The sequence below is a fragment of the Nonomuraea sp. NPDC050540 genome (assembly GCF_044457485.1).
In the GTDB taxonomy this organism is placed as follows: domain Bacteria; phylum Actinomycetota; class Actinomycetes; order Streptosporangiales; family Streptosporangiaceae; genus Nonomuraea.
Genome location: NZ_JBITHA010000031.1, coordinates 35,910 through 59,909 on the forward strand (window position 1 = coordinate 35,910; position 24,000 = coordinate 59,909).

19 protein-coding genes are annotated in these 24,000 nt (G+C 71.0%); 8 read left to right on the top strand and 11 right to left on the bottom strand.

Annotated elements, in window-relative coordinates:
• Nucleotides 1–79: 79 nt before the first annotated feature.
• The 7 genes from ACIBI5_RS51715 to ACIBI5_RS51745 all read right to left on the bottom strand — a co-directional run bounded on the left by ACIBI5_RS51715 (nt 80) and on the right by ACIBI5_RS51745 (nt 9,524).
• The gene (locus ACIBI5_RS51715) at nt 80–922 is read right to left on the bottom strand and encodes an NAD-dependent epimerase/dehydratase family protein (RefSeq protein ID WP_397258793.1); all 843 of its coding nucleotides are present in this window, start codon (nt 920–922) and stop codon (nt 80–82) included.
• A complete protein-coding gene (locus ACIBI5_RS51720) occupies nt 922–3,114 on the bottom strand; it encodes an FAD-dependent oxidoreductase (protein WP_397258794.1) in 2,193 nt (730 codons plus the stop codon). Before ACIBI5_RS51720 ends, ACIBI5_RS51715 begins: the two co-directional genes overlap by 1 nt.
• Nucleotides 3,114–5,393, bottom strand: a complete 2,280-nt coding sequence (locus ACIBI5_RS51725; RefSeq protein WP_397258795.1) for a hypothetical protein — start codon at nt 5,391–5,393, stop codon at nt 3,114–3,116. The genes ACIBI5_RS51720 and ACIBI5_RS51725 overlap by 1 nt, the downstream gene beginning before the upstream one ends.
• A gap of 21 nt (nt 5,394–5,414) precedes the next feature.
• The gene (locus ACIBI5_RS51730; protein WP_397258796.1) at nt 5,415–6,263 is read right to left on the bottom strand and encodes a carbohydrate ABC transporter permease; all 849 of its coding nucleotides are present in this window, start codon (nt 6,261–6,263) and stop codon (nt 5,415–5,417) included.
• Nucleotides 6,260–7,126 (bottom strand): carbohydrate ABC transporter permease, encoded by an 867-nt coding sequence (locus ACIBI5_RS51735; protein WP_397258797.1) that lies wholly within the window; start codon nt 7,124–7,126, stop codon nt 6,260–6,262. The genes ACIBI5_RS51730 and ACIBI5_RS51735 overlap by 4 nt, the downstream gene beginning before the upstream one ends.
• Nucleotides 7,123–8,481, bottom strand: a complete 1,359-nt coding sequence (locus ACIBI5_RS51740; RefSeq protein ID WP_397258798.1) for an ABC transporter substrate-binding protein — start codon at nt 8,479–8,481, stop codon at nt 7,123–7,125. The genes ACIBI5_RS51735 and ACIBI5_RS51740 overlap by 4 nt, the downstream gene beginning before the upstream one ends.
• A gap of 71 nt (nt 8,482–8,552) precedes the next feature.
• Nucleotides 8,553–9,524: a LacI family DNA-binding transcriptional regulator gene (locus ACIBI5_RS51745; protein ID WP_397258799.1), complete on the bottom strand. Its 972-nt coding sequence runs from the start codon at nt 9,522–9,524 to the stop codon at nt 8,553–8,555.
• A 146-nt stretch (nt 9,525–9,670) separates the two neighbouring features.
• On the opposite strand from ACIBI5_RS51745, the gene ACIBI5_RS51750 reads away from it, so the two are divergent.
• Genes ACIBI5_RS51750 through ispG form a run of 3 tightly spaced genes read left to right on the top strand, consistent with a single transcriptional unit; the run spans nt 9,671 to nt 13,263 of the window.
• Nucleotides 9,671–10,813, top strand: a complete 1,143-nt coding sequence (locus ACIBI5_RS51750) for a mandelate racemase/muconate lactonizing enzyme family protein (RefSeq protein ID WP_397258801.1) — start codon at nt 9,671–9,673, stop codon at nt 10,811–10,813.
• 34 nt (nt 10,814–10,847) lie between these two features.
• On the top strand, nt 10,848–12,080 hold the full coding sequence (gene dxr, locus ACIBI5_RS51755) for a 1-deoxy-D-xylulose-5-phosphate reductoisomerase (RefSeq protein WP_397258803.1): 1,233 nt from the start codon (nt 10,848–10,850) through the stop codon (nt 12,078–12,080).
• Between the two features lie 10 nt (nt 12,081–12,090).
• Nucleotides 12,091–13,263: a flavodoxin-dependent (E)-4-hydroxy-3-methylbut-2-enyl-diphosphate synthase gene (ispG, locus tag ACIBI5_RS51760; protein ID WP_397258805.1), complete on the top strand. Its 1,173-nt coding sequence runs from the start codon at nt 12,091–12,093 to the stop codon at nt 13,261–13,263.
• Here ispG and ACIBI5_RS51765 read toward each other — a convergent pair.
• A complete protein-coding gene (locus ACIBI5_RS51765; protein ID WP_397258807.1) occupies nt 13,247–15,478 on the bottom strand; it encodes a xanthine dehydrogenase family protein molybdopterin-binding subunit in 2,232 nt (743 codons plus the stop codon). The genes ispG and ACIBI5_RS51765 overlap by 17 nt on opposite strands.
• A gap of 136 nt (nt 15,479–15,614) precedes the next feature.
• Here ACIBI5_RS51765 and ACIBI5_RS51770 point away from each other — a divergent pair, with 136 nt between their 5' ends.
• Genes ACIBI5_RS51770 through ACIBI5_RS51780 form a run of 3 tightly spaced genes read left to right on the top strand, consistent with a single transcriptional unit; the run spans nt 15,615 to nt 18,688 of the window.
• The gene (locus ACIBI5_RS51770) at nt 15,615–17,243 is read left to right on the top strand and encodes an alpha/beta hydrolase (protein ID WP_397258809.1); all 1,629 of its coding nucleotides are present in this window, start codon (nt 15,615–15,617) and stop codon (nt 17,241–17,243) included.
• A gap of 36 nt (nt 17,244–17,279) precedes the next feature.
• Entirely contained in the window at nt 17,280–18,122 is an 843-nt protein-coding gene (locus ACIBI5_RS51775; protein ID WP_397258851.1) for a GNAT family N-acetyltransferase, read from the top strand.
• 50 nt (nt 18,123–18,172) lie between these two features.
• Nucleotides 18,173–18,688 (top strand): disulfide bond formation protein DsbA, encoded by a 516-nt coding sequence (locus ACIBI5_RS51780; RefSeq protein WP_397258812.1) that lies wholly within the window; start codon nt 18,173–18,175, stop codon nt 18,686–18,688.
• Here ACIBI5_RS51780 and ACIBI5_RS51785 read toward each other — a convergent pair.
• The gene (locus ACIBI5_RS51785) at nt 18,660–19,310 is read right to left on the bottom strand and encodes a TetR/AcrR family transcriptional regulator (RefSeq protein ID WP_397258815.1); all 651 of its coding nucleotides are present in this window, start codon (nt 19,308–19,310) and stop codon (nt 18,660–18,662) included. The two genes, ACIBI5_RS51780 and ACIBI5_RS51785, sit on opposite strands and share 29 nt — an antisense overlap.
• 84 nt (nt 19,311–19,394) lie before the next feature.
• Here ACIBI5_RS51785 and ACIBI5_RS51790 point away from each other — a divergent pair, with 84 nt between their 5' ends.
• Together ACIBI5_RS51790 and ACIBI5_RS51795 are read left to right on the top strand one after the other, a co-directional pair.
• Nucleotides 19,395–19,766 carry a nuclear transport factor 2 family protein gene (locus tag ACIBI5_RS51790; protein WP_397258817.1) on the top strand — a complete coding sequence of 124 codons (372 nt, stop codon included), beginning with the start codon at nt 19,395–19,397 and terminating at the stop codon, nt 19,764–19,766.
• A complete protein-coding gene (locus tag ACIBI5_RS51795) occupies nt 19,715–20,488 on the top strand; it encodes an LLM class flavin-dependent oxidoreductase (RefSeq protein ID WP_397258819.1) in 774 nt (257 codons plus the stop codon). Before ACIBI5_RS51790 ends, ACIBI5_RS51795 begins: the two co-directional genes overlap by 52 nt.
• Here the strand turns inward: ACIBI5_RS51795 and ACIBI5_RS51800 are convergent.
• Both ACIBI5_RS51800 and ACIBI5_RS51805 read right to left on the bottom strand, forming a co-directional pair.
• Nucleotides 20,480–21,781 (bottom strand): tetratricopeptide repeat protein, encoded by a 1,302-nt coding sequence (locus tag ACIBI5_RS51800; protein ID WP_397258821.1) that lies wholly within the window; start codon nt 21,779–21,781, stop codon nt 20,480–20,482. The genes ACIBI5_RS51795 and ACIBI5_RS51800 overlap by 9 nt on opposite strands.
• Nucleotides 21,774–23,999: an AAA family ATPase gene (locus ACIBI5_RS51805; protein ID WP_397258823.1), complete on the bottom strand. Its 2,226-nt coding sequence runs from the start codon at nt 23,997–23,999 to the stop codon at nt 21,774–21,776. Before ACIBI5_RS51805 ends, ACIBI5_RS51800 begins: the two co-directional genes overlap by 8 nt.
• Nucleotide 24,000: the final 1 nt, after the last annotated feature.

Here is a 24,000-nt window from a genome sequence, read left to right on the forward strand (position 1 = left end):
TGCCAATATCCCGATTTCTCAAGATTTACGCGAACAGATATAGCGATATTCGGGCATTAATGCCGTCGATTATCTGGTGTCACATCTGTAGCCGGTATTCGGCCGTGAAACCCAGCAGCCGCTCCGCCTTCGACAGGTCCACCGGGACCGTCCGGCCGGGCAGCGGAGCGCGTACCTCCGCGTCGGGGTGGTAGCGGCGCAGCAGGTCCTCGGTCGGCTCCTTCGCCATCGTCTCGGGCGCGCAGACGTTCACCACCTCCACGCCGGGACCCGGCACCCCCAGGGCCAGCACGCACGCGCGGGCGGCGTCGCGCGTCTCCAGGTAGGCCCAGTAGCCGCGGGCGTGCGCGCCGGGGTCGGCGGCGCAACGCGCGGCGAACGCGTCGAGCCGCTCATCGAACCCGCCCACGTACGGCAGGCGCAACGCCACGATCCCCATCCCGTGCCGCCGCGCCATCGTCGCCGCGGTCAGCTCGTCGACCTGCTTGGACAGCGCATAGGGGTCCTCGGACTGCGACGGCAGCCGCTCGTCCACCGGCACGTAGGCCGGATGAAGTTCCCGCGCCGCGAACGGCACCCCGTCGGCCGCCATCGAGCTGGCCAGGCACACCCGGCGCACCCCCGCCAGCCCGGCCTGCTCCAGCACGGTGAAGGTGGCCAGCGTGTTCAGCCCGAACACCTGCTCGGCGGGCAGCCACTCCGGCGTGGCGATGGCGGCGAGGTGGATCACCGCGTCCACGCCGTCCAGAGCCCGCCTGACGGCCGCGGGATCGGTCGCGTCGCCGGTCACCACCCGCGCGACGGGCAGATCGCCGGGGTCCGAACGTTCCAGCGCGACCGCCTCGACGCCCCGCGCCTGCAGCAGGCCGAGCACCGACCGCCCGATCCGCCCCGCGGCGCCGGTCACCAGCACGCGCTCCATCAGTAGGCCCTGACCGCGATCAGGTGCGCGGAGGGCGCCCCGTTCGACGCCTCGACGACGATCCGCAGCCCCTCCGCCGTCACGGGCTCGGGCAGCGGGTGCGCGATCCGCCTGCGGCGGTTGCCGCGGGTCTCGGCGACCTGCCGCCACCGCCCGCCGGCGAGCGCCTCGACGCGGTAGTCGCGCACGAGCGTCGGGATGATCTCGAACGGCGTGCGGTGATGATGCAGATTGATCAGATCCTCGTTGACGTCGTCGTCGGCGATGACCTCCACCCGCCCGATCGTCACCGGCTCCGGCCAGCGCAGCTCCAGTTCGGCGGGCAGCGTGGCCGAGACCCACATGTGCGGCCCGGCGTAGGGGCGCTGGTAGCCGTCGAGCGCCTTGCCCGGCGCGAAGGCCGCCGTCACCCCCGTCTCCAGGCAGAAGGTACGGCGCAGCAACCCCCGGTCACTCCACTCCCGCAGCGGCTGCGGCGACTCGGCCTGCGGCGGCAGCGGCACCCGCGTGAAGCACAGCACCCCGGGAGTGGCTTGGTCCGCCACGTGCAGGGACACCAGGGGATTGGCCTTGACCAGCAGGAAGGCGTTGCGCGCTGTCTCCGGGTGCCAGTCCAGGCCCAGCTCCGCCCACTGCTTCTCACCGGCCGCGAGCGCGATCTCCCGGGTGGCGACCAGCTCGCGCGGCACGTAGTTCTGGCCGAGCACCGGGTCGTGCAACTCGACGGTGAGCGTGGTGTCGCCGGCGGCGTCGAGCAGCAGCCGTACCCCGGTGAGCGACGGGTCCACCGGCAGCACGATCCCGGCGTCGGCGTCGAGCCGCCACGCCTCCTGCGGGGTGTCGGCCACGAGCCGGGTGAGGGTGCCGGACGCGGTGGCGGCGGCCGTGCCGCAGAGGTCGGCGGGGTCGTCGTAGCGCAGGCCGACGACGGAGGCGTCCTCGCGCAGCAGGGTGCGTTGCAGGTCGGCGACCGGCAGGTCACGCGGTCGCGCGCCCGTCGCGGCGCACAGGGCGGCGGCGGTGCCCGCGGCCTGGCCGATCGTCGCGCAGGTGGCCATGACGCGGGTGGAGCCGAAGGCCACGTGCGAGGCGGAGATGTTGCGGCCGGCCATGAGCAGATTGGGCACGTCGACCGAGTAGAGCGAGCGGTAGGGGATGTGGTAGATCCCGTCGGCGTACTGCTGCCTGGCCCCGGCCTCGGTGGCGTACATGCCCTGCGGCGGGTGCAGGTCGATGGACCAGCCGCCGAAGGCGACGCGATCCTCGAACGGCGTCTGGCCGAGCACGTCGTGCTGGGTGAGCACGTAGTCGCCGAGCAGGCGGCGGTACTCGCGCTTGCCGGGCAGCGCGCCCACCCATTCGAGTGTCATCGTGTCGGCGTCGAACTGGCCCGAGTTCTTGATGTGGTCCCAGATGCCGTAGATGACCGACCAGAGCTCGTCGCGGATGCGGTCGTTGTCGTGGACGGTGTCGAGTTCGCCGCCGAACTCGATCCACCAGTAGGCGCAGCCGTTGTCGCCGGCCTTGATGATGCGGCGCTCGGGGATGGAGGTCCGGGTGATGTCCTTGGCGAAGTCCGGCGGGACGTAGCGGACGGGCTCGCCCGCGTCCTTGGTGTAGAACAGCAGCGTGCTGCCGAGCGTGATGTCGTCGGGGACCTCCGGCGCCCACGGCTCGCCGTACTCCTCGCGGCCCTCGCGCCCGATGCGGTGGCTCGCGCCGGCGAGGTGGCCGACCAGGCCGTCGCCGGTGCAGTCGAGGAAGAGCCCGGACTCGAAGGTGATCTCCCGCTCCGAGCCCATCATCCAGCCGGTGACCGACTCGATGCCGCCGGGGCCGGCGGTGACGTGGCGGACGTCGGTGTTGAGGAAGACGGAGAGGTTCGGCTCGGCGCGGACGGCGTCGAGGATCGTGGTGTCCCAGAAGTAGGGGTTGCCGTGCGGGTTGCGGTACTGGTTCTCGACGAACAGCTCGCCCATGATGCCGCCCTCGCGGGCGTGGTGGTTCTTGCCGTGGCCGGTGGCGCCGCAGACCCAGACGCGGACCTCGCTGCTGGAGTTGCCGCCGAGCACCGGCCGGTTGTTGACCAGGGCGACGGTACGGCCGAGGCGGGCGGCGGCGATGGCGGCGCAGGTTCCCGCCAGGCCGCCGCCGACCACCGTGATGTCAGCTTTTATGGTTTCTTGTCGCATTAGCACAATCCGTAGTAGATGCGGGGCGCGCCGTCCAGAGTCAGCGTCACCTTGCCGTTCTTCACCGGGACCCGGGTCTCGCGGCCGATGCAGTCCACGACGCGCACGTGCGCGCCCTTGGCCGCCACGGTGAGCCGCGTCTTGGTCGGCCAGTGGTCCACCCACGCCTCCTTGTGCGGGTACCACTGGTCGGGGCCGTGGTCGGCGTTCAGGTGGTAGCCGTCCGCGCGGGTCCACAGGATGGCGAACCCGTCGAACCGCAGGCCCTTGACCTGCTGGTCCTTGAAGGTCATCCACGTGACGAACCTGGCGCCCTCCAGCGTCCTGGTGGCCGTGGCGAAGGCCAGCAGGGCCGCCTTGACGCTGGTGTCGCGGTTCATGAGGCCGAAGTGGTACTCGGCGTTGTTCGGGTCGGCCTCCTGCGGGTGGTGGATCGTGCTGTCGTGGGGCTGGTACCAGTTCACGCCGTCCACCCCCTCCGACAGCGCCAGGGCCAGCGTGAGCAGCACGTTCTCCGCCGCCTGCCGGTGGTTGTCGTTCCACCAGCGGTTGGGCCGGGTGCAGGCGTACGCCTCGGTCAGCCAGAGCTCCTTGCCGCCGCCGTGCGCGTCGACGGTCCTGCGCGCCTCGCGCAGCGCGCCGAGGAAGTTCCAGTACGTGCCGTTCTCGCCCTGCTGCCACTCCGACGGCGGCGGCGCGTAGTCCGGGGTGAAGTTGCCGCGCCCCGGGTGGAAGGCGAAGACGTCGATGAGCGGCCAGCCGCCCGCCTTGTGGAAGTTCGCGGTCCAGTTGACGTCCATGCCGCCGAGGCCGCAGTTCATGAGCTTGATGCCGGAGCCGTTCAGGCGGTCGTGGATCGGCTTGAGCCCATCGCGCACGTACTCGGCCGCCTTCTGACCGGACATCCACGGCTGGTTGAGCTCGTTGGCCACCTCGAAGTAGCGGGCGCCGGAGGCGCGGGCGATCGCCGCCTTCTCGTCGGCCCACTTGGTGATCTGCTCGGGCGTGCCGTTGAAGATGACGCCGCCGAGCTGCACGTTGTGCGGGATGCCGAGGGCGTCGAGCTCGGCGGGGGAGTGGCCGGGCGCGCCGTCATAGGCGATGCGCACCGACTTGACGCCGATCTTCTTCATCAGCTGCCCGACGGCCGCCTTGTCCGGGACGAGCATCCAGGTGTAGTTCGCGATGCCGAAGCGGCCCTCGGCCTGGTAGACGTGGTCCTTGAGCGTGGCCAGGTTGGTGCGGGCGAACACCTCGTCGGTCCCGGCGACCGCCTTGACCTCGGTGAAGACGATGCCCTGCGGGGCTCCCGCGACGGTGAACGACTCGTCCCAGACGGCGCCGGGCGCGAGGGTCCTGTTCAGGGTGCCGCCGCCGACCTGGCCGCCGTCGAAGTCGCGGGCCCACCAGGTCAGCGTCACCTGCCGTGGTACGGTGGCGCCGTTCACGACCTGGGCCTTCAGCGCCATGGGCGCGGCACTGCCGTAGAGGCCGAAGGGCTGCTCGCTCCAGACGTCGACGCTGAGCGGCGCGCCGGCGCCCAGCGCGTTGGCGGCGGCCGGACGCATCGCGCCGAGCACCAGCTCGACGTCGGTGGCGCCGTCGGCGCCGGCGGGGGCGTGGATCCAGCTCGCGTTCGTGAAGCCGGGCGTGGTCTTGGCCAGCCGGAAGTAGGCCTGCGTGTCGCTCCACGTCTCCTGGTAGAGCGCGCCGTCATTGATCTCGTACGGCACGCCGCCCCGGGCATCGCGCGTCCACTTGGTCGCGGGCACGTAGCGCTCGGGCGCCGAGGGCGCCAGCAGGGTCCTGGCGAACATGTAGCCGGTCGGGGTCAGCGTCGTGCTGCCCGAGACCTCCCAGCGCAGGCGGGCCCGGCGGGCGGCGACCGTGAAGATCCCGCGTACCGTGACCGCCTGGGCGGAGGCGGACATGACGTAGGCGATCTGGATGGCCTGCCGCCCGTCCACGGTGATCAGGGAGGGCGTGCCGCCGAAGGTGCGCTGCTGCCCTAAGACGCTGTCCTTGATCATGAAATGGGTGAGCTTGATCCGGTCGGCGCCGTCGCCGACCGTGATCGACCCGTCGGTCCCGGCGGTGAGCACGATGCCGTCGGCCTCGATCGTGATCGGCGCGGTGGCGGTCGGCGCGGTGCTCGCCCGCGCGGGCGAGGGCGCGAGGGCGGGTGCGACGGCGGCGGCGGCGGGTGCGATGGCGGCCGCGCCCGCGATCTGCAGGGCGTTGCGTCGTGAGACTTCTGGCAGGGGTGAGATGTCCGGCATGGGGGTGCCTTTCGCGAGTTGTCAGCCCTTGACGCCGGTGAATCCCAGACCGGCGACGATGTACTTCTGGAAGACCAGGAAGACCAGCACCGGCGGGGCGAGCGCCATCGCCATGGCGGCGATCAGCTCGTCCTGCGGCGCCTGCTCGGCCAGGTTGGCCAGCGCGACGCTGATCGGCTGCTTCTCCGGGTCGGTGATGGCCACGAGGGGCCAGATGAAGTCCTTCCAGCTGTGCATGACGGCCAGCAGGCTGATCACCGCCACGATCGGCCGGCTCATCGGCAGCACGATCTTGGTGAGCAGTTGCCAGGTGGTCGCCCCGTCGATGCGCGCCGCCGCGAACAGCTCGGCGGGCAGCGCGTCGAAGAAACGCTTGGCCAGCAGCACGTTGAACGCGCTCGCGCCCGCCGGCAGCCAGATCGCCCAGTAGGTGTCGACCAGCCCCAGGTCGATGACGGTCATGAACAGGCTGACCATCGAGACCGTGTAGGGGACGAACATCGTGGCCAGAATCGCCCCGTACACGTACCGGCCGAACCGGGGCCGCAGCACCGACAGCGCGAACCCGGCGGTCACCGCCACGAACAGCTGCACCGCCCACGCCCCGCCGACGACCTGCAGCGTGTTGAGCAGGTACCCGCCGACGCCCAGATCGGCCCAGGCGGTGGCGAAGTTCTCCGGGCGCGGGTCGGCCGGCCACAGCTCCAGCGGCTTGGCGATCAGGTCGGCCGAGGGCGAGACCGCGCCCTTGACCGTCATGTAGAGCGGCCCGATCCCCAGCGCCACCAGCAGGCCGAGCGTGACCCACTGGATCGAGCGCAGCGCCGCCCGTACGGCCGGCCGCCGCTCCTCCACCGGCGAGATCATCATGAGGCGCTCCAGCTCCGGGTGGCCCGCAGGTAGACCGCGGACAGGATGCCCAGGACGATCGCCAGCAGCAGCGACAGCGCGGCGGCCTGGCCGTAGGCGCCGTCCTGGAAGGCGTAGCGGAAGATCAGCAGCAGCACGGTCAGGGTGGAGTTCTCCGGGCCGCCGCCGGTGAAGACGTACGGCTCGGTGAACACCTGCATGGTGGTGATGAGCTGCATGAGCAGCAGCAGCCCGATGACCGGGCGCAGCTGCGGCAGCGTGATGTGCCAGATCCGGGCGCGGATGGAGGCGCCGTCCATCTGGGCGGCCTCGTACAGCTCCGAGGGGATGCCGACGATGGCCGCCAGGTAGATGAGGACGGCGCCGCCCATCCCCGCCCACGTCGACTGGAGCACCAGGCTGAGCATCGCGCTGCCGGGCGAGTCCAGCCACGGGAACGGTCCCAGGCCGGCCAGGCCGAACAGCTCGTTGAACAGGCCGTGCCCGGGGTCGTAGAACCACTTCCACAGCAGGATCGCCACCACCGGGGGGATGACGACCGGCAGGTAGACGAGGAACCGGTAGATGCCGGCCGCCCGCCGTACCGTGGCCATGACCGTGGCCAGCACCAGCGGGGCCGGGAAGCCGATCAGCAGCGCCAGCCCGACGAACAGCAGGGTGTTGCGGATCGAGACGCCGAGCAGCGGGTCGGCGAACAGGGCGGTGAAGTTGGCCAGCCCCACCCACTCGGCGGGGTCGACCAGGTTGGTGCTCTGGAAGCTGATCAGCAGCCCGCGCACGATCGGCCACCAGGAGAAGGCGCCGAAGACGATGAGCGCGGGCACGAGGAAGACCAGTGCCGTGAGCGTGTTCTTGCGGATCATCGCTGGGCGGCGGCGAGCTTGGCGTTCACGTCGGTCTCCGCCTTGGCCAGCAGCGCGTCGATGTCGGCGTCCTTGTCGGTGAGCACCGCCTGCACGACCGTGTCGAGTACCGCGTAGACCTGCTGGGCCTGCACGGGCGGCTCGGGCTTGAGCGTGAGCGCGGGCGTGCCCTCCAGCCAGGGCGCGAAATGCTCAAGCTTGACGTTCACGTGCGGCTTGACCGCATCGTCGATCTTGGCCTGCTGCGCGGCGTCGAACATCGGCAGGGTCGGCACCCCGACCGCCGACTCGGGGTCGGCGGCGAGCTGTTTGGCCCGCTCCGCCGCCGCGGCCGGGTCGTAGGCGGGCTGGGCGTAGGCGAACAGCAGCCACTTCACCGCCGCCGCGGCCTTCTCCTTGCTCACCGACTTGGGCACCAGATAGACGTCGCCGCCGGTCAGCGTGGCCTTGCCGCCGGCCTGGGGGAGCGGGCCGATGCCGAACGCGTCGGTGTTCTCCATGCCGTAGGTCATCTTGGCCAGGCGGTAGGTGCCCGGCGTGCCCATGTACATGCCGATCTCGCCGGCGGCGAAGCGCTTGATGACGTCGTTCTGGTCGTTGAGCTGGTTGCTGCCCATTGAGTCGTCGCTCCAGCGCATCTCCTTGAGCAGGGTCAGCGCCTTCTTGGCAGGCTCGGCGTTGAAGGCGGCGACGTACGTGCCGCCGCTGTCCTTCTCGATCTCGCCGCCGTGGGTGTAGGTGAGCATGGTGAGCTGCCAGCCGCCCTGGTTGCTCTTCGACTCGTGGACGAACCCGGCCTTGCCCGTCTTCCCGGCGATCTTCTTGGCGGCCGCGCGTACCTCATCCCAGGTGGCGGGGGGCTTGTCCGGGTCGAGCCCGGCCTTGGTGAACAGCTCGCGGTTGTAGACCAGGCCCTGGGCGAAGGGGGCCTGCGGCACGCCGTACACCTGGCCGGAGTCGTCGCTGAGCGGCTGCAGGACCTGCGGGTTGAACTCTTTGTAGTGCGCCCACTTGCCGAGCTCGGCGGTCAGGGGCTGCACCTGCTTGCGCGCGATGAGACCCTGCGGCTCGGTCAGGGGGACCTTGATGACCTCCTCGGCCCGCCCGCCGGCCAGCTTGGCGGAGAACGTCAGCGGGTCGAAGGCGGTCGTCGAGCCCTGAACCTTGATGCCGGGGTTCTGCCGCTCGAAGTCCGCGACCATCGTCTTGAACTGGGCGAGGCCGGGCTTGTCCGTGGCGGGCGGCATGCCCTGCACGCGGATCACGACCGCGCCGTCGTCGGCGCTGGGTGATCCGCACGCCGCGAGCGCCGTGGCGAGGACGGCGCAGCCGAGAAGGGCGGCGGTGTGTTTCATGATGACTCTCCCGCGTCGGGGCAGGTGGGGATAGAGGTACGGCGAACGCCGCACCTTCAGGAGGTTGGGGTTCAGCGCGGGGCGGGCCCCGTGGAGGCGCGCGGGATCAGGCGCGAGCCGATCTCCACCACGCGCCCCTCGCCCCTGCCCGCGATCGTGTCGATGAGCAGGTCGGCGGCCTGGGTGGCGACCTCGTCGGCGGAGATCCTGATCGTGGTCAGCGAGGGGGTGGACGTGGCGGCGAGCAGCGTGTCGTCGATGCCGATCACGCTGACGGCGCCGGGGACCTTGACGTCGAGCTTGGCGAGCTGGTGGAGCACGCCGAGGGCGACCAGGTCGTTGTGCGCGACGACGGCCGTGGCGTCGCCGGAGGCGACCAGGGTCGCGGCGTGCACGCCGGTCTCGAAGCGGGGCTCGTAGGGGCCGAGCTCGGCGAGCGAGAGCTCGTGCGCCTCGAACGACTCCCTGATGGACTTGCCGCGTTCGAGCTCGGGTCGCGAGCCGTTGACGAACACGCAGCGGGTGTGGCCGTAGGCCTTGAGGTGCTCGGCGGCCTGCGCGATGCCGGCCGCCAGTGAGATGCGCAGTTCGGGAATGCCCTCGACGTGCCGGTTGACCAGCACGAGCGGAATCTCCGCCGCCAGCTCGCGCAGCCGGTCCTCGCCGAGCATGGACGCCCAGAGCACCAGGCCGTCGACCCTTTTGGAGACGGTGGCGATGGTCTCGAGCTCGTCGAACTCCCGCTCGTCGGTGTCGGCGGCCAGGATCGTGTACCCCTGACGCCGGGCCCTGGCCTGCATGGCCTTGAAGATCGGCGGGAAGAACGGGTTGTTTATGTCGGGGATGATCAGCCCGAGCGAGCCGGTCCTGCCGCCGCGCAGGGAGCGGGCGGCCGGATTGGGCGCGTAGCCGAGCTTGGACGCCGCGTCGAGGATGCGCTGCAGTGTCTGCGGCTGCACCTGGTCGGGCGCGGTGAAGGCGCGCGAGACGGTCGAGACGGAGACCCCGGCGGCGCTCGCCACTTCCTTGATGGTTACCGCCACTCCGGCCTCCTCTTCGTTGGTAGCCAGGATGCTTGCAAACGTTACCGCCATGCGTCAAGAGTGATAAATCCAGATCTTTTGCAGATTACGCGGAGATGCCATGATGCGTTCTTGAGATTCTCGGGAACGTTTTCATAGGAGCACGAGTGAAGATCACCGGCTGGGAAGTGCTGACCCTGCCCGACCACGGCGACAGCATGATGCTGCTGGTCCTGGATACCGACGAGGGCCTGCACGGCATCGGCGAGGTGGGCATCCGCTCGCGCCAGAAGGCCGTGGCCGGCGCCATCGAGCACCTCGGCGAACTGCTCGTCGGCGAGGACCCGGCCAGGATCGAGCACCTCTGGCAGGTCATGTTCCGCCGCGGCTTCTTCCCGGCCGACCGCTTCGTGTCGGCGGCCATCGCCGCGGTGGACGTGGCGCTCTGGGACATCAAGGGCAAGGCCCTCGGCGTGCCCGTCTACGAACTGCTCGGCGGCCGGGTGCGCGACCACGTGCCCGCCTACATCCACCTGGGCGACGACTACCACGACCGCGAGCGCTTCCTGGCCAAGGCCCGGGACCTGGTCGCGGAAGGCTGGGGGCACCTGCGCTTCGCCGTGCCCCACGCGCCGGACGGCGTCCTTGACCAGCGCGCCTCCATGCGGGCGGGGATCGAGCTGTTCCACCAGGTCAGGGCGTCCGTCGGGGACGAGGTCGAGCTCATACTCGACGTCCACACCCGGCTCGACCCGCCGGAGGCGCTCACCCTGTGCAGGGAGATCGAGGCGGCGCGGCCGTACTTCGTGGAGGACCCGCTGCGCAGCGAGGGCCTGGACGCCTACCGCATGCTCCGCTCCCGTACGGCGGCGCCGCTCGCGGCCGGCGAGCAGTTCGGCTCGAAGTGGGAGTTCCAGCGACTGGTGGAGGCCGACCTCATCGACTACGCCCGGGTCGACGTGGGCGTGGCGGCCGGGCTCACCGAGGCCAAGAAGATCGCGGCCATGTGCGAGGCCCACTACGTCAAGCTCGCCACCCACAACCCGCTCGGCCCCGTCACCGCGGCCTCCTCGCTCCACCTCAACCTCGCCTGCCCGAACGTGGCGATCCAGGAGCACCAGGAGCAGCCGGAGCCCGAGATCGACGCGCTGTTCACCGCCCGGCCGAAGATCCACGCCGGCCGCGTGGAGATATCCGACATTCCCGGTATCGGGGTGGACATCGACCGGGACGCCGCCCGCCGATACCGGGCCGTCGCCGCGGAGCGGCCCCATCTGCGCGGCTCGGACGGCGCTTTCACCAACTGGTGAACAGGGCGGCACTCCCGGGCGGGAGAATGGAGCCGTGCATGCAGACATCTCCCGCCCCGTCGTCGTCCTCGGCTCCACCGGCTCGATCGGCACCCAAGCGCTCGACGTGATCGACGCCCACCCGGCCGGCTTCCACGTGGTGGCGCTGGCGGCCGGGGGCGGCAGAGCCGGACTGCTGGCCGAGCAGGCCGCCCGGTTCGGGGTCGAGGCGGTCGCGGTGGCCGACGCGGCGGCCGTACCGACGCTGAAGGAGGCGCTGGCGGCGCGCGGCGTCCGGCCCGAAGTCCTGGCCGGGCCCGAGGGCGTCGCCGAGGTCGCCACCTGGACACCCAGCGGATCCGGCGACCTGCCCGGGGCCGCCTGGGCGCCCGGCGCCACGCCGCTGGTGCTCAACGGCATCACCGGGGCGCTCGGCCTGACCTCCACGCTGGCCGCGCTCGACGCAGGCCGCACGCTCGCCCTGGCCAACAAGGAGTCCCTGATCATCGGCGGACCCCTGGTCAAGCGGCGGGCCAAGCCCGGCCAGATCGTGCCGGTCGACTCCGAGCACTCGGCGCTGCAGCAGTCGCTGTGGGCCTCAGGACCCTCCGGGTACGACCCCGAGGCGGTACGCAAGCTCATCGTCACCGCGTCCGGCGGGCCGTTTCGCGGCAGGCGGCGCGCCGAGCTCACCGGCGTCACCCCCGAGATGGCCCTCGCCCACCCCACCTGGTCGATGGGGCCGGTCATCACCATCAACTCCGCGACCCTGGTCAACAAGGGCCTGGAGGTCATCGAGGCGCACCTGCTGTTCGACATCGGCTTCGAGCGCATCGAGGTCGTCGTCCACCCGCAGTCGATCATCCACTCCATGGTCGAGTACGTGGACGGCTCCACCATCGCCCAGGCCAGCCCGCCCGACATGCGGCTGCCGATCGCTCTGGCGCTCGGCCACCCCCACCGCGTCGACGGCGCCGCCCGGCCGGTCGACTGGAGCACCGCCCACACCTGGACGTTCGAGCCGCTCGACAACGAGGCGTTCCCCAGCGTCGAGCTGGCCAGGCACGTCGGCACCGAGGGCGGCACCGCCCCGGCCGTCTACAACGCGGCCAACGAGGTCTGCGTGGACGCCTTCATGCGCGGGGCGCTGCCGTTCCTCGCGATCGTGGACACCGTGGCCGAGGTCGTCGCCGAACACCAGGTCACCCCGGCCGACACGGTCGAGGAAGTGCTCGCCGCCGACGCCTGGGCCCGTACACGTGCCGGTGAGCTCACCGGCGTTGCCTAGACTGGGTCCCGTGACTTCTGTAGCACTCGGCATTCCGACGGTCCGCCCGAAGCCGCTCGCCGAACGCCGGCACTCCCGCCAGATCATGGTCGGCAACGTGCCGGTGGGCGGCGACGCGCCGGTATCCGTGCAGTCGATGACGACCACGGTCACCGCCGACATCAACGCGACCCTGCAGCAGATCGCCGAGCTGACCGCCTCGGGCTGCCAGATCGTCCGCGTCGCGGTGCCGTCCCAGGACGACGCCGAGGCCCTGCCCATCATCGCCAAGAAGTCGCAGATCCCGGTCATCGCCGACATCCACTTCCAGCCGAAGTACGTCTTCGCCGCCATCGACGCGGGCTGCGCCGCGGTGCGGGTCAACCCGGGCAACATCAAGAAGTTCGACGACAAGGTCGGTGAGATCGCCAAGGCCGCCGCCGAGACGGGCACCCCGATCCGCATCGGCGTCAACGCCGGTTCGCTCGACCCCCGCCTCCTGCAGAAGTACGGCAAGGCCACCCCCGAGGCGCTGGTCGAGTCCGCGCTGTGGGAGTGCTCGCTGTTCGAGGAGCACGGCTTCCGCGACATCAAGATCTCGGTCAAGCACAACGACCCGGTCGTGATGATCAACGCCTACCGGCTGCTCGCCCAGAGGTGCGACTACCCGCTCCACCTCGGCGTCACCGAGGCCGGGCCCGCCTTCCAGGGCACGATCAAGTCGGCGGTCGCCTTCGGCGCGCTGCTGGCCGAGGGCATCGGCGACACCATCCGCGTCTCGCTGTCGGCTCCTCCGGTCGAGGAGGTCAAGGTCGGCGCCCAGATCCTGGAGTCGCTCGGGCTGCGCGAGCGCGGCCTGGAGATCGTCTCCTGCCCGTCCTGCGGCCGCGCCCAGGTCGACGTCTACACGCTGGCCGAGCAGGTCCAGGCCGGGCTTGAGGGCATGAAGGTGCCGCTGCGCGTGGCCGTCATGGGCTGCGTCGTCAACGGCCCCGGCGAGGCCCGCGAGGCCGATCTCGGCGTCGCCTCCGGCAATGGCAAGGGCCAGATCTTCGTCAAGGGCGAGGTCATCAAGACCGTCCCCGAGTCGCAGATCGTGGAGACCCTCATCGAGGAGGCCATGCGCATCGCCGACGAGATGGGCGTCGAGATCGACCTCGACGACGAGGACGCGCCCGGCCCGCAGGTCACCGTGGCGCGCTGAGCCAGCCCCACACCACCTCGGGCGTCATCGGGGTGCGCGTCACCCGCTCGGCGACCTCGGGCAGCGCCGCGGCGACCGCGTTGGCGATCGCCGCGGGCGGCCCGATCGTGCCCGACTCCCCGGCGCCCTTCATGCCGCCCGGCGTGATCGGCGACGGGGAACTGCGCAGCACCACCGTGATGTCCGGCACGTCGCGCACCGTCGGCGTCAGATACATGGCGCCCGGCTGCCCGTCCGCCGTGTAGACGACCTCCTCGGTCAGCGCCATCCCGATGCTCTGCGCTATGCCGCCGACCAGCTGCCCCTCGACGATGGCCGGGTTGACGACCACGCCGGAGTCGGCCACCGCCCAGTAGCCCTCCACCTCGACCTTCCCGGTCTCCGGATCGACGGCCACCGCCGCCGCGTGCGCGCCGTAGGCGTAGGTGGAGTCCGGCGGGTCGTAGGACACCCGCTCCTCCAGGCCGGGTGAGAAGCCCTCGGGCAGATCCCAGCCGCGCCAGGCGTGCGTGGCGATCTCCCGCAGCGTCAGCGCCGCATGGGGGTCGCCCTTCACCCGCACCGTCGCGTCGACCAGCTCCAGGTCCTCCGGCGCCGCCTCCAGCCGGTGCGCGGCCAGCGCGAGGACCCGCTCCTTGAGCCGGTCGGCCGCCTGCCGCAGCGCGCCGCCGCCGACGACCAGCGACCGGCTCGCGATCGAGCCGACCCCCGAGTACGGCGTGGCCGCCGTGTCCCCCAGCACCACCCGCACGCCCGCCAGCGGCACCCCGACGCGCTCGGCGGCGATCTGCGCCAGCGTCGTCTCGATGCCCTGCCCCATCCCGGCCACGCCCGCGGACACGACCACCGAGGCGTCCGCCTCCATGCGCACCACCGCGGTCTCGAACCCGCCCGCCCGCATGCCCATCCGCCGCATCACCTCCGACGGGCCGAGGCCGGTGCCCTCGACCTGGCAGGAGTACCCGACGCCGCGCAGCCGCCCGTCGTCCTTGGCGGGCGCCCGGACCAGCTCGCACAGGGCGCGCAGCGCGCCCGGATAGTCGCCCGAGTCGTAGGCCTGGCCCATCCGGCTGGTGTAGGGCAGTTCGTCCGGGCCGATCAGGTTGCGCAGCCGCAGCTCGACGGGATCCAGGCCGAGCCGCCTGGCCGCCTCGTCGATCAGCCGTTCTCTGGTCATCGCCGCCTCCGGCATGCCGAAGCCGCGGTAGGAGCCGGTCGGCACGGTGTTGGTGAGCACGCACCGCAGCCGCGCCCCCGCGCGCTCGAACCGGTACGGCCCCGGCAGCATCGAAGCGGTCACCGCGAACGGCGAGGTGCCCACGTTGGAGGGATGCGCGCCCAGGTCGCCGAGCACGTCCGCGTGGATCGCCACGAACCGCCCGTCCGCGTCCAGGGCCAGCCGGGCCCGATGCGTCGCCGCCCGCGCGGGCAGCGACGCCACCAGCCGGTCGCCCGGTGTCTCCGCCCAGGCCACGGGACGGCCCAGCCGCATCGCCGCCAGGCACACCAGCGCCTCGTCCGGGTACAGGTGCTCCTTGGAGCCGAAGCCGCCGCCGGTGTCGCCGGCGACCACCCGGATGCGGTCGAGCGTGAGGCCGAGCGCGTGCGCCGCGTGGTCGCGGACGTGGTGCGGGGCCTGGGTGGCGGTCCACAGCGTGAGGTCGCCGTCGGCGTGGTGGGCCACGACGCCGCGGGGCTCCATGGCGAACGGCGCGGCCCTGCCGTACCGGAAGGACATCTCCACGACGTGGGCCGCCGCTACCTCCAGCGCGTCGGCGTCGCCCAGCGTGAAGTCCGTGACCACCTCGCCCTCGCCGAGGTCCACGACCGGCGGCAGTTCGGCGAGGTCCAGGTCGATGAGGTCGGCGGCGTCGCGGGCGAGTTCCGGAGTGCGGGCCACGACCAGGGCCACCGGCTGGCCGACGTAGCGGAGCGTGTCGTCGAGCACCGGGTAGCTGGTCTGGGCCTGGCCGGGGGCGACGGTGACGCAGGGGAGCGCGGCGCCCGGTGCCTCGCGGGCGGTGATCACGTCCAGCACGCCGTCGAGGCCGCGCACCGCGTCCGCCGCGCAGCCGAGCAGGCGGCCGTGCGCGATCGGACTTCTGACCACGAACGCGTGGACCATGCCGGGCAGGCGCACCGCGCCCACGAACCGGCCCGTGCCCGTCAGAAGTCGCGCGTCTTCCCTGCGGGGTGTCCTGGAACCGATGACCATGTCGTGATTCTGGGTCGATTACAGAAGGCAATCAAGCGATTACACCATGGTAAGAGTTTCTCCATACCGAATGTAGTGGATCCGCCGCGGGCGGCACCATCGCAGTGCCGTACGACTAGAGCGGGGGAACAGCCGGGTGAAGCGGGTTGTCGGGATTGTCGCCGGACTGGCGGTGCTGGCCATGGGGGCCGTGGGGATGGGCGGCGCGGTGGCCGCGCCCTCCGAGGCGTCCTCCGGACGCGCGGACATCGTCTGGGAGAAGTGCGCGGACAAGAAGCAGGGGTCGGTCACCGGGAACGTGCTCGGTGGCACCGGGCTGGTCGACGAGGAGCCGCCGGGGCCGGGCGTCGAGTGCGCCACGCTGCGGGTGCCGCTCGACTACCGCGAGCCCATGGGGCAGGCCATCAAGATCGCCCTCAACCGGGTCAAGGGCAGCGTCTCACGTGACCACCACCACCTCGGCACGCTCCTGGTCAACCCGGGCGGGCCCGGCGCCTCCGGTCGGGAGCTGGCCGAGTACGTCGCCGCCGCGTTGCCGGGCAAGCTCGCCGAGCGCTTCGACGTGATCGGCTTCGACCCGCGCGGCGTCGGGTCGAGCGAGCCCGCGCTGCGCTGCGTCGACCCGGCCAAGTTCTACGCGCCGCCGCGGCCCGACGCGGTGCCGCGTACCGGCCGGGACCAGAACGTGCTGCAGGCCCGCGCCCGCGAGTACGCCGAGCGCTGCGGCAACCTGTGGGCCTGGATGCTGCCCCACATGACCACCGAGAACGTCGCCCGCGACATGGACACGATCCGCGCCGCGCTCGACGAGCAGGAGATCAGTTACCTCGGCTACTCCTACGGCACCTACCTCGGAGCCGCCTACGCCACGCTTTTCCCCGAGCGGGTCAAGCGCCTGGTGCTCGACAGCAGCGTCGACCCGGACGGCGTCTGGTACAAGGCCAACCTGGCCCAGGATCGCGGCTTCGAGCGCAGGCACCGCGACTTCCTCGCCTGGACGGCCAAGAACAACAAGGTGTACAAGCTGGGCCGTACCGCCAAGCAGACGAGCTTCGCCTGGTACGAGATGCGCTCGCGCCTGCGTGAGCGTCCCGCCGGGGGAGTGGTCGGCCCGAGCGAGCTCGACGACATCTTCACCGTCGGCGGATACACCAACACCATCTGGACCTCGCTGGCGCAGGCGTGGGCGGGCTATGTCCGCAAGGGCGAGACGAAGGACCTGGTCGCGGCGTTCAAGCGTTTCGGCGAGAAGGACGCCGAGGACGAGAACGGCTACGCCGTCTACCTGGGCGTGCAGTGCCGCGACGCCGCCTGGCCGCGCGACTGGAAGGTGTGGCAGTCCGACATGAGCCAGCTGCACCGCAAGGCGCCGTTCCTGACCTGGCCCAACGCCTGGTACAACGCGCCGTGCGCCTACTGGTCCGTGCCCGGCGGGAAGCCGCCCAGGATCCAGGGGGCCAAGGAACTGCCGCCGGTGCTCATGCTGCAGTCGAAGGGGGACGCGGCCACGCCGTACGTGGGGGCGTTGAACATGCGCAAGCTCTTCCCCACCGCCCGCATGCTCACCGAGTCCGGCGGCAACCACGGCATCTCGCTGGCCGGCAACCGCTGCGTGGACAAGGCCCTGGCCGCCTATCTCGCCGACACCACCGTGCCCAAGTTCGGCGCTACTTGCCCGAGTCTGCCCGCGCCGCGCCCGGCGGCTCGCATGTCGTCCGGTTTGCCCCAGGGTCACGAAAGGCTCACCGACGTCATTGCGAGATGAGCCAATCGGGGGGCGTTCGCGTAGTCTGACCGTGTGATGCTGCGTACATCGGCGTCGCGCGTGCTCGATGACAGCGATCGCGATGAGGTGCTCGACCTCCTGGACACCGATCCGGTCGCCAACGTCTTCGTCGCCTCCCGGGTGCGGACCGTCGGACTCAATCCGGCACGGCTGGGTGGTCAGATGTGGGGCTTCGGGCCGCGCGGCGGTCTCGTCTCGCTCTGTTATGCCGGTGCCAACCTGGTGCCCGTCAACGCCGGCCCCGAAGCCGTGCACGCCTTCGCGGACCGTGCCCGCAAGCAGGGCCGGCGGTGCTCGTCCATCGTGGGCCCGCAGGGCGCGGTGTCGCTGCTGTGGGAGCGCCTGGAGCCGCACTGGGGGCGGGCGCGGGCGATCCGCTGGGCGCAGCCGGTGATGGCGACCGCGCAGAAGCCTCCGGTTCCGGCCGATCCGCTGGTACGGCGGGTGCGGCCGGAACAGTTCGAGCGGCTGCTGCCGGCCTGCGTGGCGATGTTCACCGAGGAGGTGGGGGTCTCGCCCAACGCCGGTGACGGGGGCGCGCTCTACCGGACCCGGGTGGCCGAGCTGATCAGGATCGGGCGCTCCTACGCCCGGATCGACGACGGCCGGGTCGTCTTCAAGGCGGAGGTCGGGGCGGTGACGCCGCAGGCCTGCCAGATCCAGGGTGTGTGGGTGGACCCGCAGCTCAGGGGGCAGGGGCACGCGGTGGCCGGGATGGCCGCCGTGGTGGAGGCGGCGCTGGCCTGCTTCGCGCCGGTGGTGACGCTGTACGTCAACGACTTCAACCGCTCGGCGCGGGCGGTGTACCGGAAGGTCGGGTTCCACGAAGTGGACACCTTCATGTCGGTACTTTTCTAACTATGTTGGTGTCCTTTTGGTTTGACCCGACCTGTCCGTATACGTGGATCGTGTCCCGGTGGCTCGTCGAGGCCGCCGACGTGCGCCCGCTCGACATCCGGTGGCGGCTGCTCAGCCTGGCCGCCCTGAACGAGCACCTGGAGGTGGACCCGGAAGGGGACACCGAGGGCTACCTGTGGTTCCCGGCCCGGGTCTGCGCCGCCGTGGAACTCGCCCACGGCTCGGCCGCGCTCGGCCGCTTCTACGAGGAGATGCAGAAGCTCGACGGCTGGGACTGGACGGTGGCCCTGGAGGCCGCCGGGCTCCCGCCCGAGCTGGCCACGGCCGCGCAGACCACCGGCCACGACGACCACCTGCGCGCCTCGACCGCGGAGGGTGTGGCGAAGGTCGGCCCGCACGTGGGCACCCCCATCATCGCCGTCGAGAACGGCCCGGCCTGGTTCGGCCCGGTGATCTCCCAGATCCCTCGCGGTACGGCCGCCGGAGACCTGTGGGACGCCACGCTGGTCATGGCCGCGACGCCCGGCTTCCATGAGCTCAAGGGCGGTCCGCACGCGGAGATCTAGGCGCGTAGTCCTGGAGGCCGCCGGCCAGGAGGGTGAAGGCGCGCTCGCCGTACCGGCGCACGTCGCCCGCGAGATCGCGCACGCGGTCGTCGGACAGGACGCGGACGCGGGCCAGATCCACCATCGCCCGGTGCACCCCGACCAGCGCGCCCGCCGCCACCCGGGCGGTGGTCTCGTCGCCGGTGTCCGCGGCGATCGCGCGGCCCAGGTCGGCGGTGAGCCGGGTGAAGGCCTGGGCCTCCCTGGCCTGCAAGGCGGTGCTCTCGGAGATGACCCGGTGGACGGCGCGGGCGCGGGAGAGCGCCTCCTCGTCGCCCTCGGCGATGGCCTCCAGCAGGCCCCCGGACTCCAGCAGGAACCGCCGCACGGCCGCGATCACGGGCTCGCCCGCCGCCCGCCCGGAAACGGCGGCGACCAGACGAGCCCCGAACTCGTCCAGGCCCGAGTAGAACAGGTCCTCCTTGGCCGGGAAGTAGTTGAAGATCGTGGCCGGACCCACCTGCGCCTCCCGCGCGATCTCCGTGACCGTCACCCGGTCGAAGCCGCGCTCGGAGAACAGCCGCCAGGCCGTCTCCATGATCTGCTGACGCGTCAGCTCCTTCTTGCGCTCCCGCAGCCCCACCCTCGCTCCAAACTTAGAATTGCTATAAGTCGATAGTAACTCTAGATTGAGAGTAAGTACACGATTCGAGCGAGGAGGACCATCATGTCCGCGGACGTTCTCGATCTGGTGCACCGCTGGGCCGCCGCCGAGCAGGCCAACGACGCCACCGCCCTCGACGGGCTCCTGGCCGACGGCTTCGTCGGAGTGGGCCCGCTGGGGTTCGTACTCACGCGTGAGCAGTGGCTGGTCCGGTTCGACAACGGCCTGGTCAACAGCGCCTTCGTGGTGGAGGAGCCGCAGGTGCACGAGCACGGTTCCGCCGCGGTGGTCGTCGGCGTGGACGCGCAGGAGACCACGTTCGGCGGGCGCGACAACTCCGGCCGCTTCCGGCTCACGCTGTCGGCCGTCCGGCAGGAGGCCGGATGGAGGGTCGCGAGCGTCCACCTCGGGCCGCTGCGGCAGATGGGCGGCTAGCCATAAGCGTCAGCATCGGGCTGACCAACTACTCGTCCACCCTCGGCTACCTGGCGGTCCACACCGGCCGCGTACGCCTGGGCACCATGGTCACCGCCGTCACCTTCCGCGAGTCGGCGCTGCTGGTCAAGGCGGTCACCACGGTCCACGCGCTCTCCGGCGGCCGGGCGTGGCTGGGCATAGGCGCCGTGTACTACGAGGAGGAGGCGCACGCGATGGGCGTCCCGCTGCCGCCGGTCGCCGAGCTCTTCGACCGCCTGGAGGAGACGCTGCGCATCGCCCGGCACATGTGGTCCGGCGACGAGTCCCCGTACGAAGGCACCCACTACCACCTGGCCCGGCCCACAAGCCACCCACGCCCCGAGACCCGCCCGAGAGTCCTGATCGGCGGCACCGGGGAACGCCGCACCCTGCCCCTCGTGGCCCGTTACGCCGACGCGTGCAACGCTTCGACATCCCCGTCGACGGTCACACCGTACGCAGGAAGCTGTCCGTCCTGGCCAGGGAGTGCGAGAAGATCGCCCGCCCCTACGAAGAGATCGAAAAAGCCCCTCTCCACCCGCCTGAACCCGGGCGAATCCGCAACCTCCTTCACCCGCCGCTGCGAACAGGCGGCCGCATGGGGCATCGACCACGCCGTCGTCATCACCGCAGGCCCCTGGACCCACGCCCCCCTGAAAACCCTCACCACGGCCGTCCGCGCCCTTGCCGGATCACCCTGACCCGATCGCGCGGTTGATCGGTACCCGGGTCAGAAAGCTGTCCGGCGACGACAGACTGGCGGCCTTCGCCGACACCGTGGCCCGCGCGCGCTCCAGCCAGTGGCCCGCCTCGTCCTTGCCGCACGCCTGGAGGACCTGGTAGTGCACGTAGTACACCTCCTCGGTCCGCAGCGCGGGCAGGGTTCCGGCCTCCTCCAGAAGCGTCACCGCGAGCGTGCTGGAGCCGAGCGCCGCGTCGATCTCGCCGCGCTGCAGTTCTACAAGCGCCTGCAGCGAGAGTGCTCCGACCTGGCTGCGCCGGAACCCGGTCCGGCGGCACTCCCGAACGGTCTCGGCACACAGACGACGGGCCCGTTCAAGGTCGCGGTGCCCGGGTGCCATCAGCGACTCGGCCAGGTAGGTGCGCAGGATGGGTGTGATGGAGGCGTGCCCGGCGCGCAGGACCCGCTCGTACCCGGTGTCGATCATCGGCCGAGCCTCGTCCGGCCTGCCCCACTCCAGATAGAGCTTGCCGAGCAATCCCTGGTTGTACCCCTGGTGCACGCTGAGATCGGCATCCTCGCGCAGGACACTCAGCGCCTCCTGGAGCACCTGCTCGGCCTCCTCGAACCGGCCGGTCGCGGTGAGCAACTGCCCCAGATAGTTGGAGATCATCGCGAACTGGTCCCGGGCGTGTGTCGCGTTCAGACCTCTGATGGAGCGGCGCAGGCCCTGCTCCGCCTCGTCGAACCGGCCGTCGTCGAAGGCGGCGACGCCGATGTGGCCGTGCAGCCGTGCGGTCTGCACGCGGAACAGTGGCCGGTCCGCAGGCGGGATCTCGGCCTCCGCGCACTGCTCTGCGATCCTGCGAGCCTTCTCGAGCGTGGCGATGCCGTCCGCCATGTCGAGCCCCACCAGATGATGTCCCAGCGAGGACAGCGCCTCCACACGGGCAAGAGGACGGCCGGACCGCTCCGCATGACCGACCGCCTCGCGGAAGCAGGAGACCCCCGCGTGCAGCCCCTCGGCGGCCAGGCGGTAGGCGCCGGCGCTGACGCCGGCCATGGCTTGGAGCGCGGGATCGCCGGTACGGCCCGCCGCCTCGACCGCCGCCTCGACCTGAGTGCGGATGGCGTCGGAAGGGCTGGTTGCCCACCATAGCTCGGTGGCGGTGAGCTGGAGGTGGCTGAGCCGTACTGTGAGTTCGTCGTCCTGCGTTCCGGCGGCCAGGCCCTCCTGGCAGTATTCTGCGACGCGGTGGTAGTCGCCCCGCTCGTATGCGGAGAGGGCAGCGCGAAGGAACCGGTCAGTCATCCTGGTGCTCCTCCTGCGACAACCGCGCGGCCTCTGCCTCAAGCCACGCCGACGGGATGAGGTCGGTGTTGCCGCGGGCGTGCTCGGCCGCCTCGCGCAGGAAGCCGCTCGCGGCGTTGGGCTGTCCCGCCGCGCGGGCTTCGACGGCCAGGAGCAGGGCCCGTGCCGCCTTCCCATCTCCGCCTTCGCCGGTCGGGAACGCGGCGACCGAGAGCTTCGCGGCAATGCGGGCCTCATCGATTCGGTCCAGCGTCCAGTGGGCCCACGCCAGGTTGTACTGGGTCATCCCGAGGATGCGGGGGATCTCCACCTGCTTGCCCTCGTCGTTGGCCTGGCGGAGTGACGACAGAGCCGCCTCGACCTGGCCGAGGCCCAGTTGCGCGATGCCCAGGACGTTGCGCGCGTAGCCGAGAGCCTCCGGCACGCGGGCGGTCTGGTAATCGGCGATGCCGGCAGCCGCGCTTTCGGCGGCGGCGGCCCACCTGCAGGCCACGATGTAGGCGGCGCTGCGGGCATCATGCGCACGCGCCCGTGTCATGGGATCTCCGGTCTCGGTGGCCAGGGCGGTGAGACGGTCGGCGACCTCCAACGCGGGCTCGATCCGCTCCAGGTAGGAGTACGTCAGGCTCAGGCAGAGCAGGGCATGGTCCTCGTGGAAGCGTTCGCCGATCTCGTGGGCGACGGCGACGGCACGCTCCAGGAGCGTGGTGGCGTCGCGCAGCCGCCGTGACTGCCGGAAGAGGTCGCCGAGGGCGAACAGCGCGCGGGTGAGCTGCAGTTTGCGGCCGGGAGAGAGCTCGGCCAGCCGGATCGCGGTCTCCAGGATGGCGATGCTGTCGTCGGTGGGGCCGCCGACATGATGGGCGAGTCCCTTGCCGACCAGATGGGCGAGCAGCGCCTCCTCGTTGTCGAGCCGCCCGTCGATGGCCTCGTGCATGCCGAGGACTTCGCGCACCGAGCCCTGCCAGAGCAGGAACTCGCCGATCTCGTCCAGCAGGAACGCCGCGGCGTCATAGTCCTCCGCACGGACGCGGTGCTCGAACTCCAGACGGTGCTGGACCAGATCGTCGGCGGAGGTCCAGGGCTGGGGGGCACGTTGAGTGGCGTACCAGCCGGCCACGCGGCGCTCCAGTACGCGGCGGCCCCAGGGGTTCTGGTCGTCCAGCGCGGCGTAGGCGATGTCGGCGTCCAGCGGGTGGAGGGCGAAGGTCCGCGATCGAGGGTGGCGCGTGACCATGTAGATGTCGGCCAGCCTGGCCAGCGCCCGCGAAGGGTCCAGGCCGGGGGAGAGGGGCCGCATCACCCACTGCACGGCTTCGGGTGGTGCCGGGCTGCGGAAGACCGCGAGCACGTCGAGGGTCAGGCGCTCCTCCTCGCTCAGCTCGTTGAGGTTGTGCTGGGCGAGCTGCTCGACGATGTTGCCCCGCGCGGAGTAGTCGCTGATGACGTCCTCAAGCGTGGGCAGCGTCAGGTGGTCGTTGACGATCGCGCCGATCGCCAGTTCCAGCGCCCGGGGGACGCCATGCAGGCGCTGCGCTGCGGCTTCGAGGTCGGCGCGTGAGGCCGCGGACAGGCCGGCCGCGCCGTCGTGGTCGAGTTCGAGCAGCAGGTCGGCGCTGTCGGAGACCGGAAGCCCCTCCCGAAGGTGGACGCGGGACTCGAAGCGCAGCAGCGCGGGATCGAGGGCCAGCGGAATCTGGGAGGTGAGCAGCACCCGGGGCGCGTTGGGCACGCGGAACACGGTCTCGAAAAAAGGCACCAGGTCGTCGTCGCGCAGTTGCCCGTCGCTGCGCAGGTGGTCCTCAAAGTTGTCGAGCACGACCAGGACGCCGCGCTCGTGTCCGAGGACCTCGAACAAATCGATCAGCTTGTCGTATGCCGACTGCTGCCGCCCCCAGAGCGACTGAAGCGCCTCCCGTTCGCCGGCCGGGACAAGCCGGCAGCAAGCGAAGAAGATGCGTTCGACGGTGATCGCGCCGTCGACCCTGCTGCTGAGGTTGACGAACCCGTGGAAGGTCGCGGCCTGCGCCGACAGGGTATCGACCACCTTCGCGCCAAGGGCGCTCTTTCCGATGCCCCGGCGGCCGAGGATGCTCACCATTCGGATACCAGGTCGCGCCAGTGCCTCGCACAGCCGGTCGAGTTGCTCGGTGCGGTCCTTGAACAAGTCAAGCCCATATCCGATGGGCGGTCCCACGACCGTGGGCGAAGGGGCCATA

Excerpts from the sequence above, each read along its gene's own strand:
- ACIBI5_RS51730 (WP_397258796.1), bottom strand. The coding sequence starts at position 6,263 with ATGATGATCTCGCCGGTGGAGGAGCGGCGGCCGGCCGTACGGGCGGCG.
- ACIBI5_RS51790 (WP_397258817.1), top strand. The coding sequence starts at position 19,395 with ATGTCCGCGGACGTTCTCGATCTGGTGCACCGCTGGGCCGCCGCCGAG.
- ACIBI5_RS51725 (WP_397258795.1), bottom strand. The coding sequence starts at position 5,393 with ATGCCGGACATCTCACCCCTGCCAGAAGTCTCACGACGCAACGCCCTG.
- ACIBI5_RS51715 (WP_397258793.1), bottom strand. The coding sequence starts at position 922 with ATGGAGCGCGTGCTGGTGACCGGCGCCGCGGGGCGGATCGGGCGGTCG.
- ACIBI5_RS51775 (WP_397258851.1), top strand. The coding sequence starts at position 17,280 with ATGCTGCGTACATCGGCGTCGCGCGTGCTCGATGACAGCGATCGCGAT.
- ACIBI5_RS51805 (WP_397258823.1), bottom strand. The coding sequence starts at position 23,999 with ATGGCCCCTTCGCCCACGGTCGTGGGACCGCCCATCGGATATGGGCTT.
- ACIBI5_RS51720 (WP_397258794.1), bottom strand. The coding sequence starts at position 3,114 with ATGCGACAAGAAACCATAAAAGCTGACATCACGGTGGTCGGCGGCGGC.
- ACIBI5_RS51795 (WP_397258819.1), top strand. The coding sequence starts at position 19,715 with ATGGAGGGTCGCGAGCGTCCACCTCGGGCCGCTGCGGCAGATGGGCGG.
- ACIBI5_RS51735 (WP_397258797.1), bottom strand. The coding sequence starts at position 7,126 with ATGATCCGCAAGAACACGCTCACGGCACTGGTCTTCCTCGTGCCCGCG.
- ACIBI5_RS51800 (WP_397258821.1), bottom strand. The coding sequence starts at position 21,781 with ATGACTGACCGGTTCCTTCGCGCTGCCCTCTCCGCATACGAGCGGGGC.
- ACIBI5_RS51740 (WP_397258798.1), bottom strand. The coding sequence starts at position 8,481 with ATGAAACACACCGCCGCCCTTCTCGGCTGCGCCGTCCTCGCCACGGCG.
- ACIBI5_RS51765 (WP_397258807.1), bottom strand. The coding sequence starts at position 15,478 with ATGGTCATCGGTTCCAGGACACCCCGCAGGGAAGACGCGCGACTTCTG.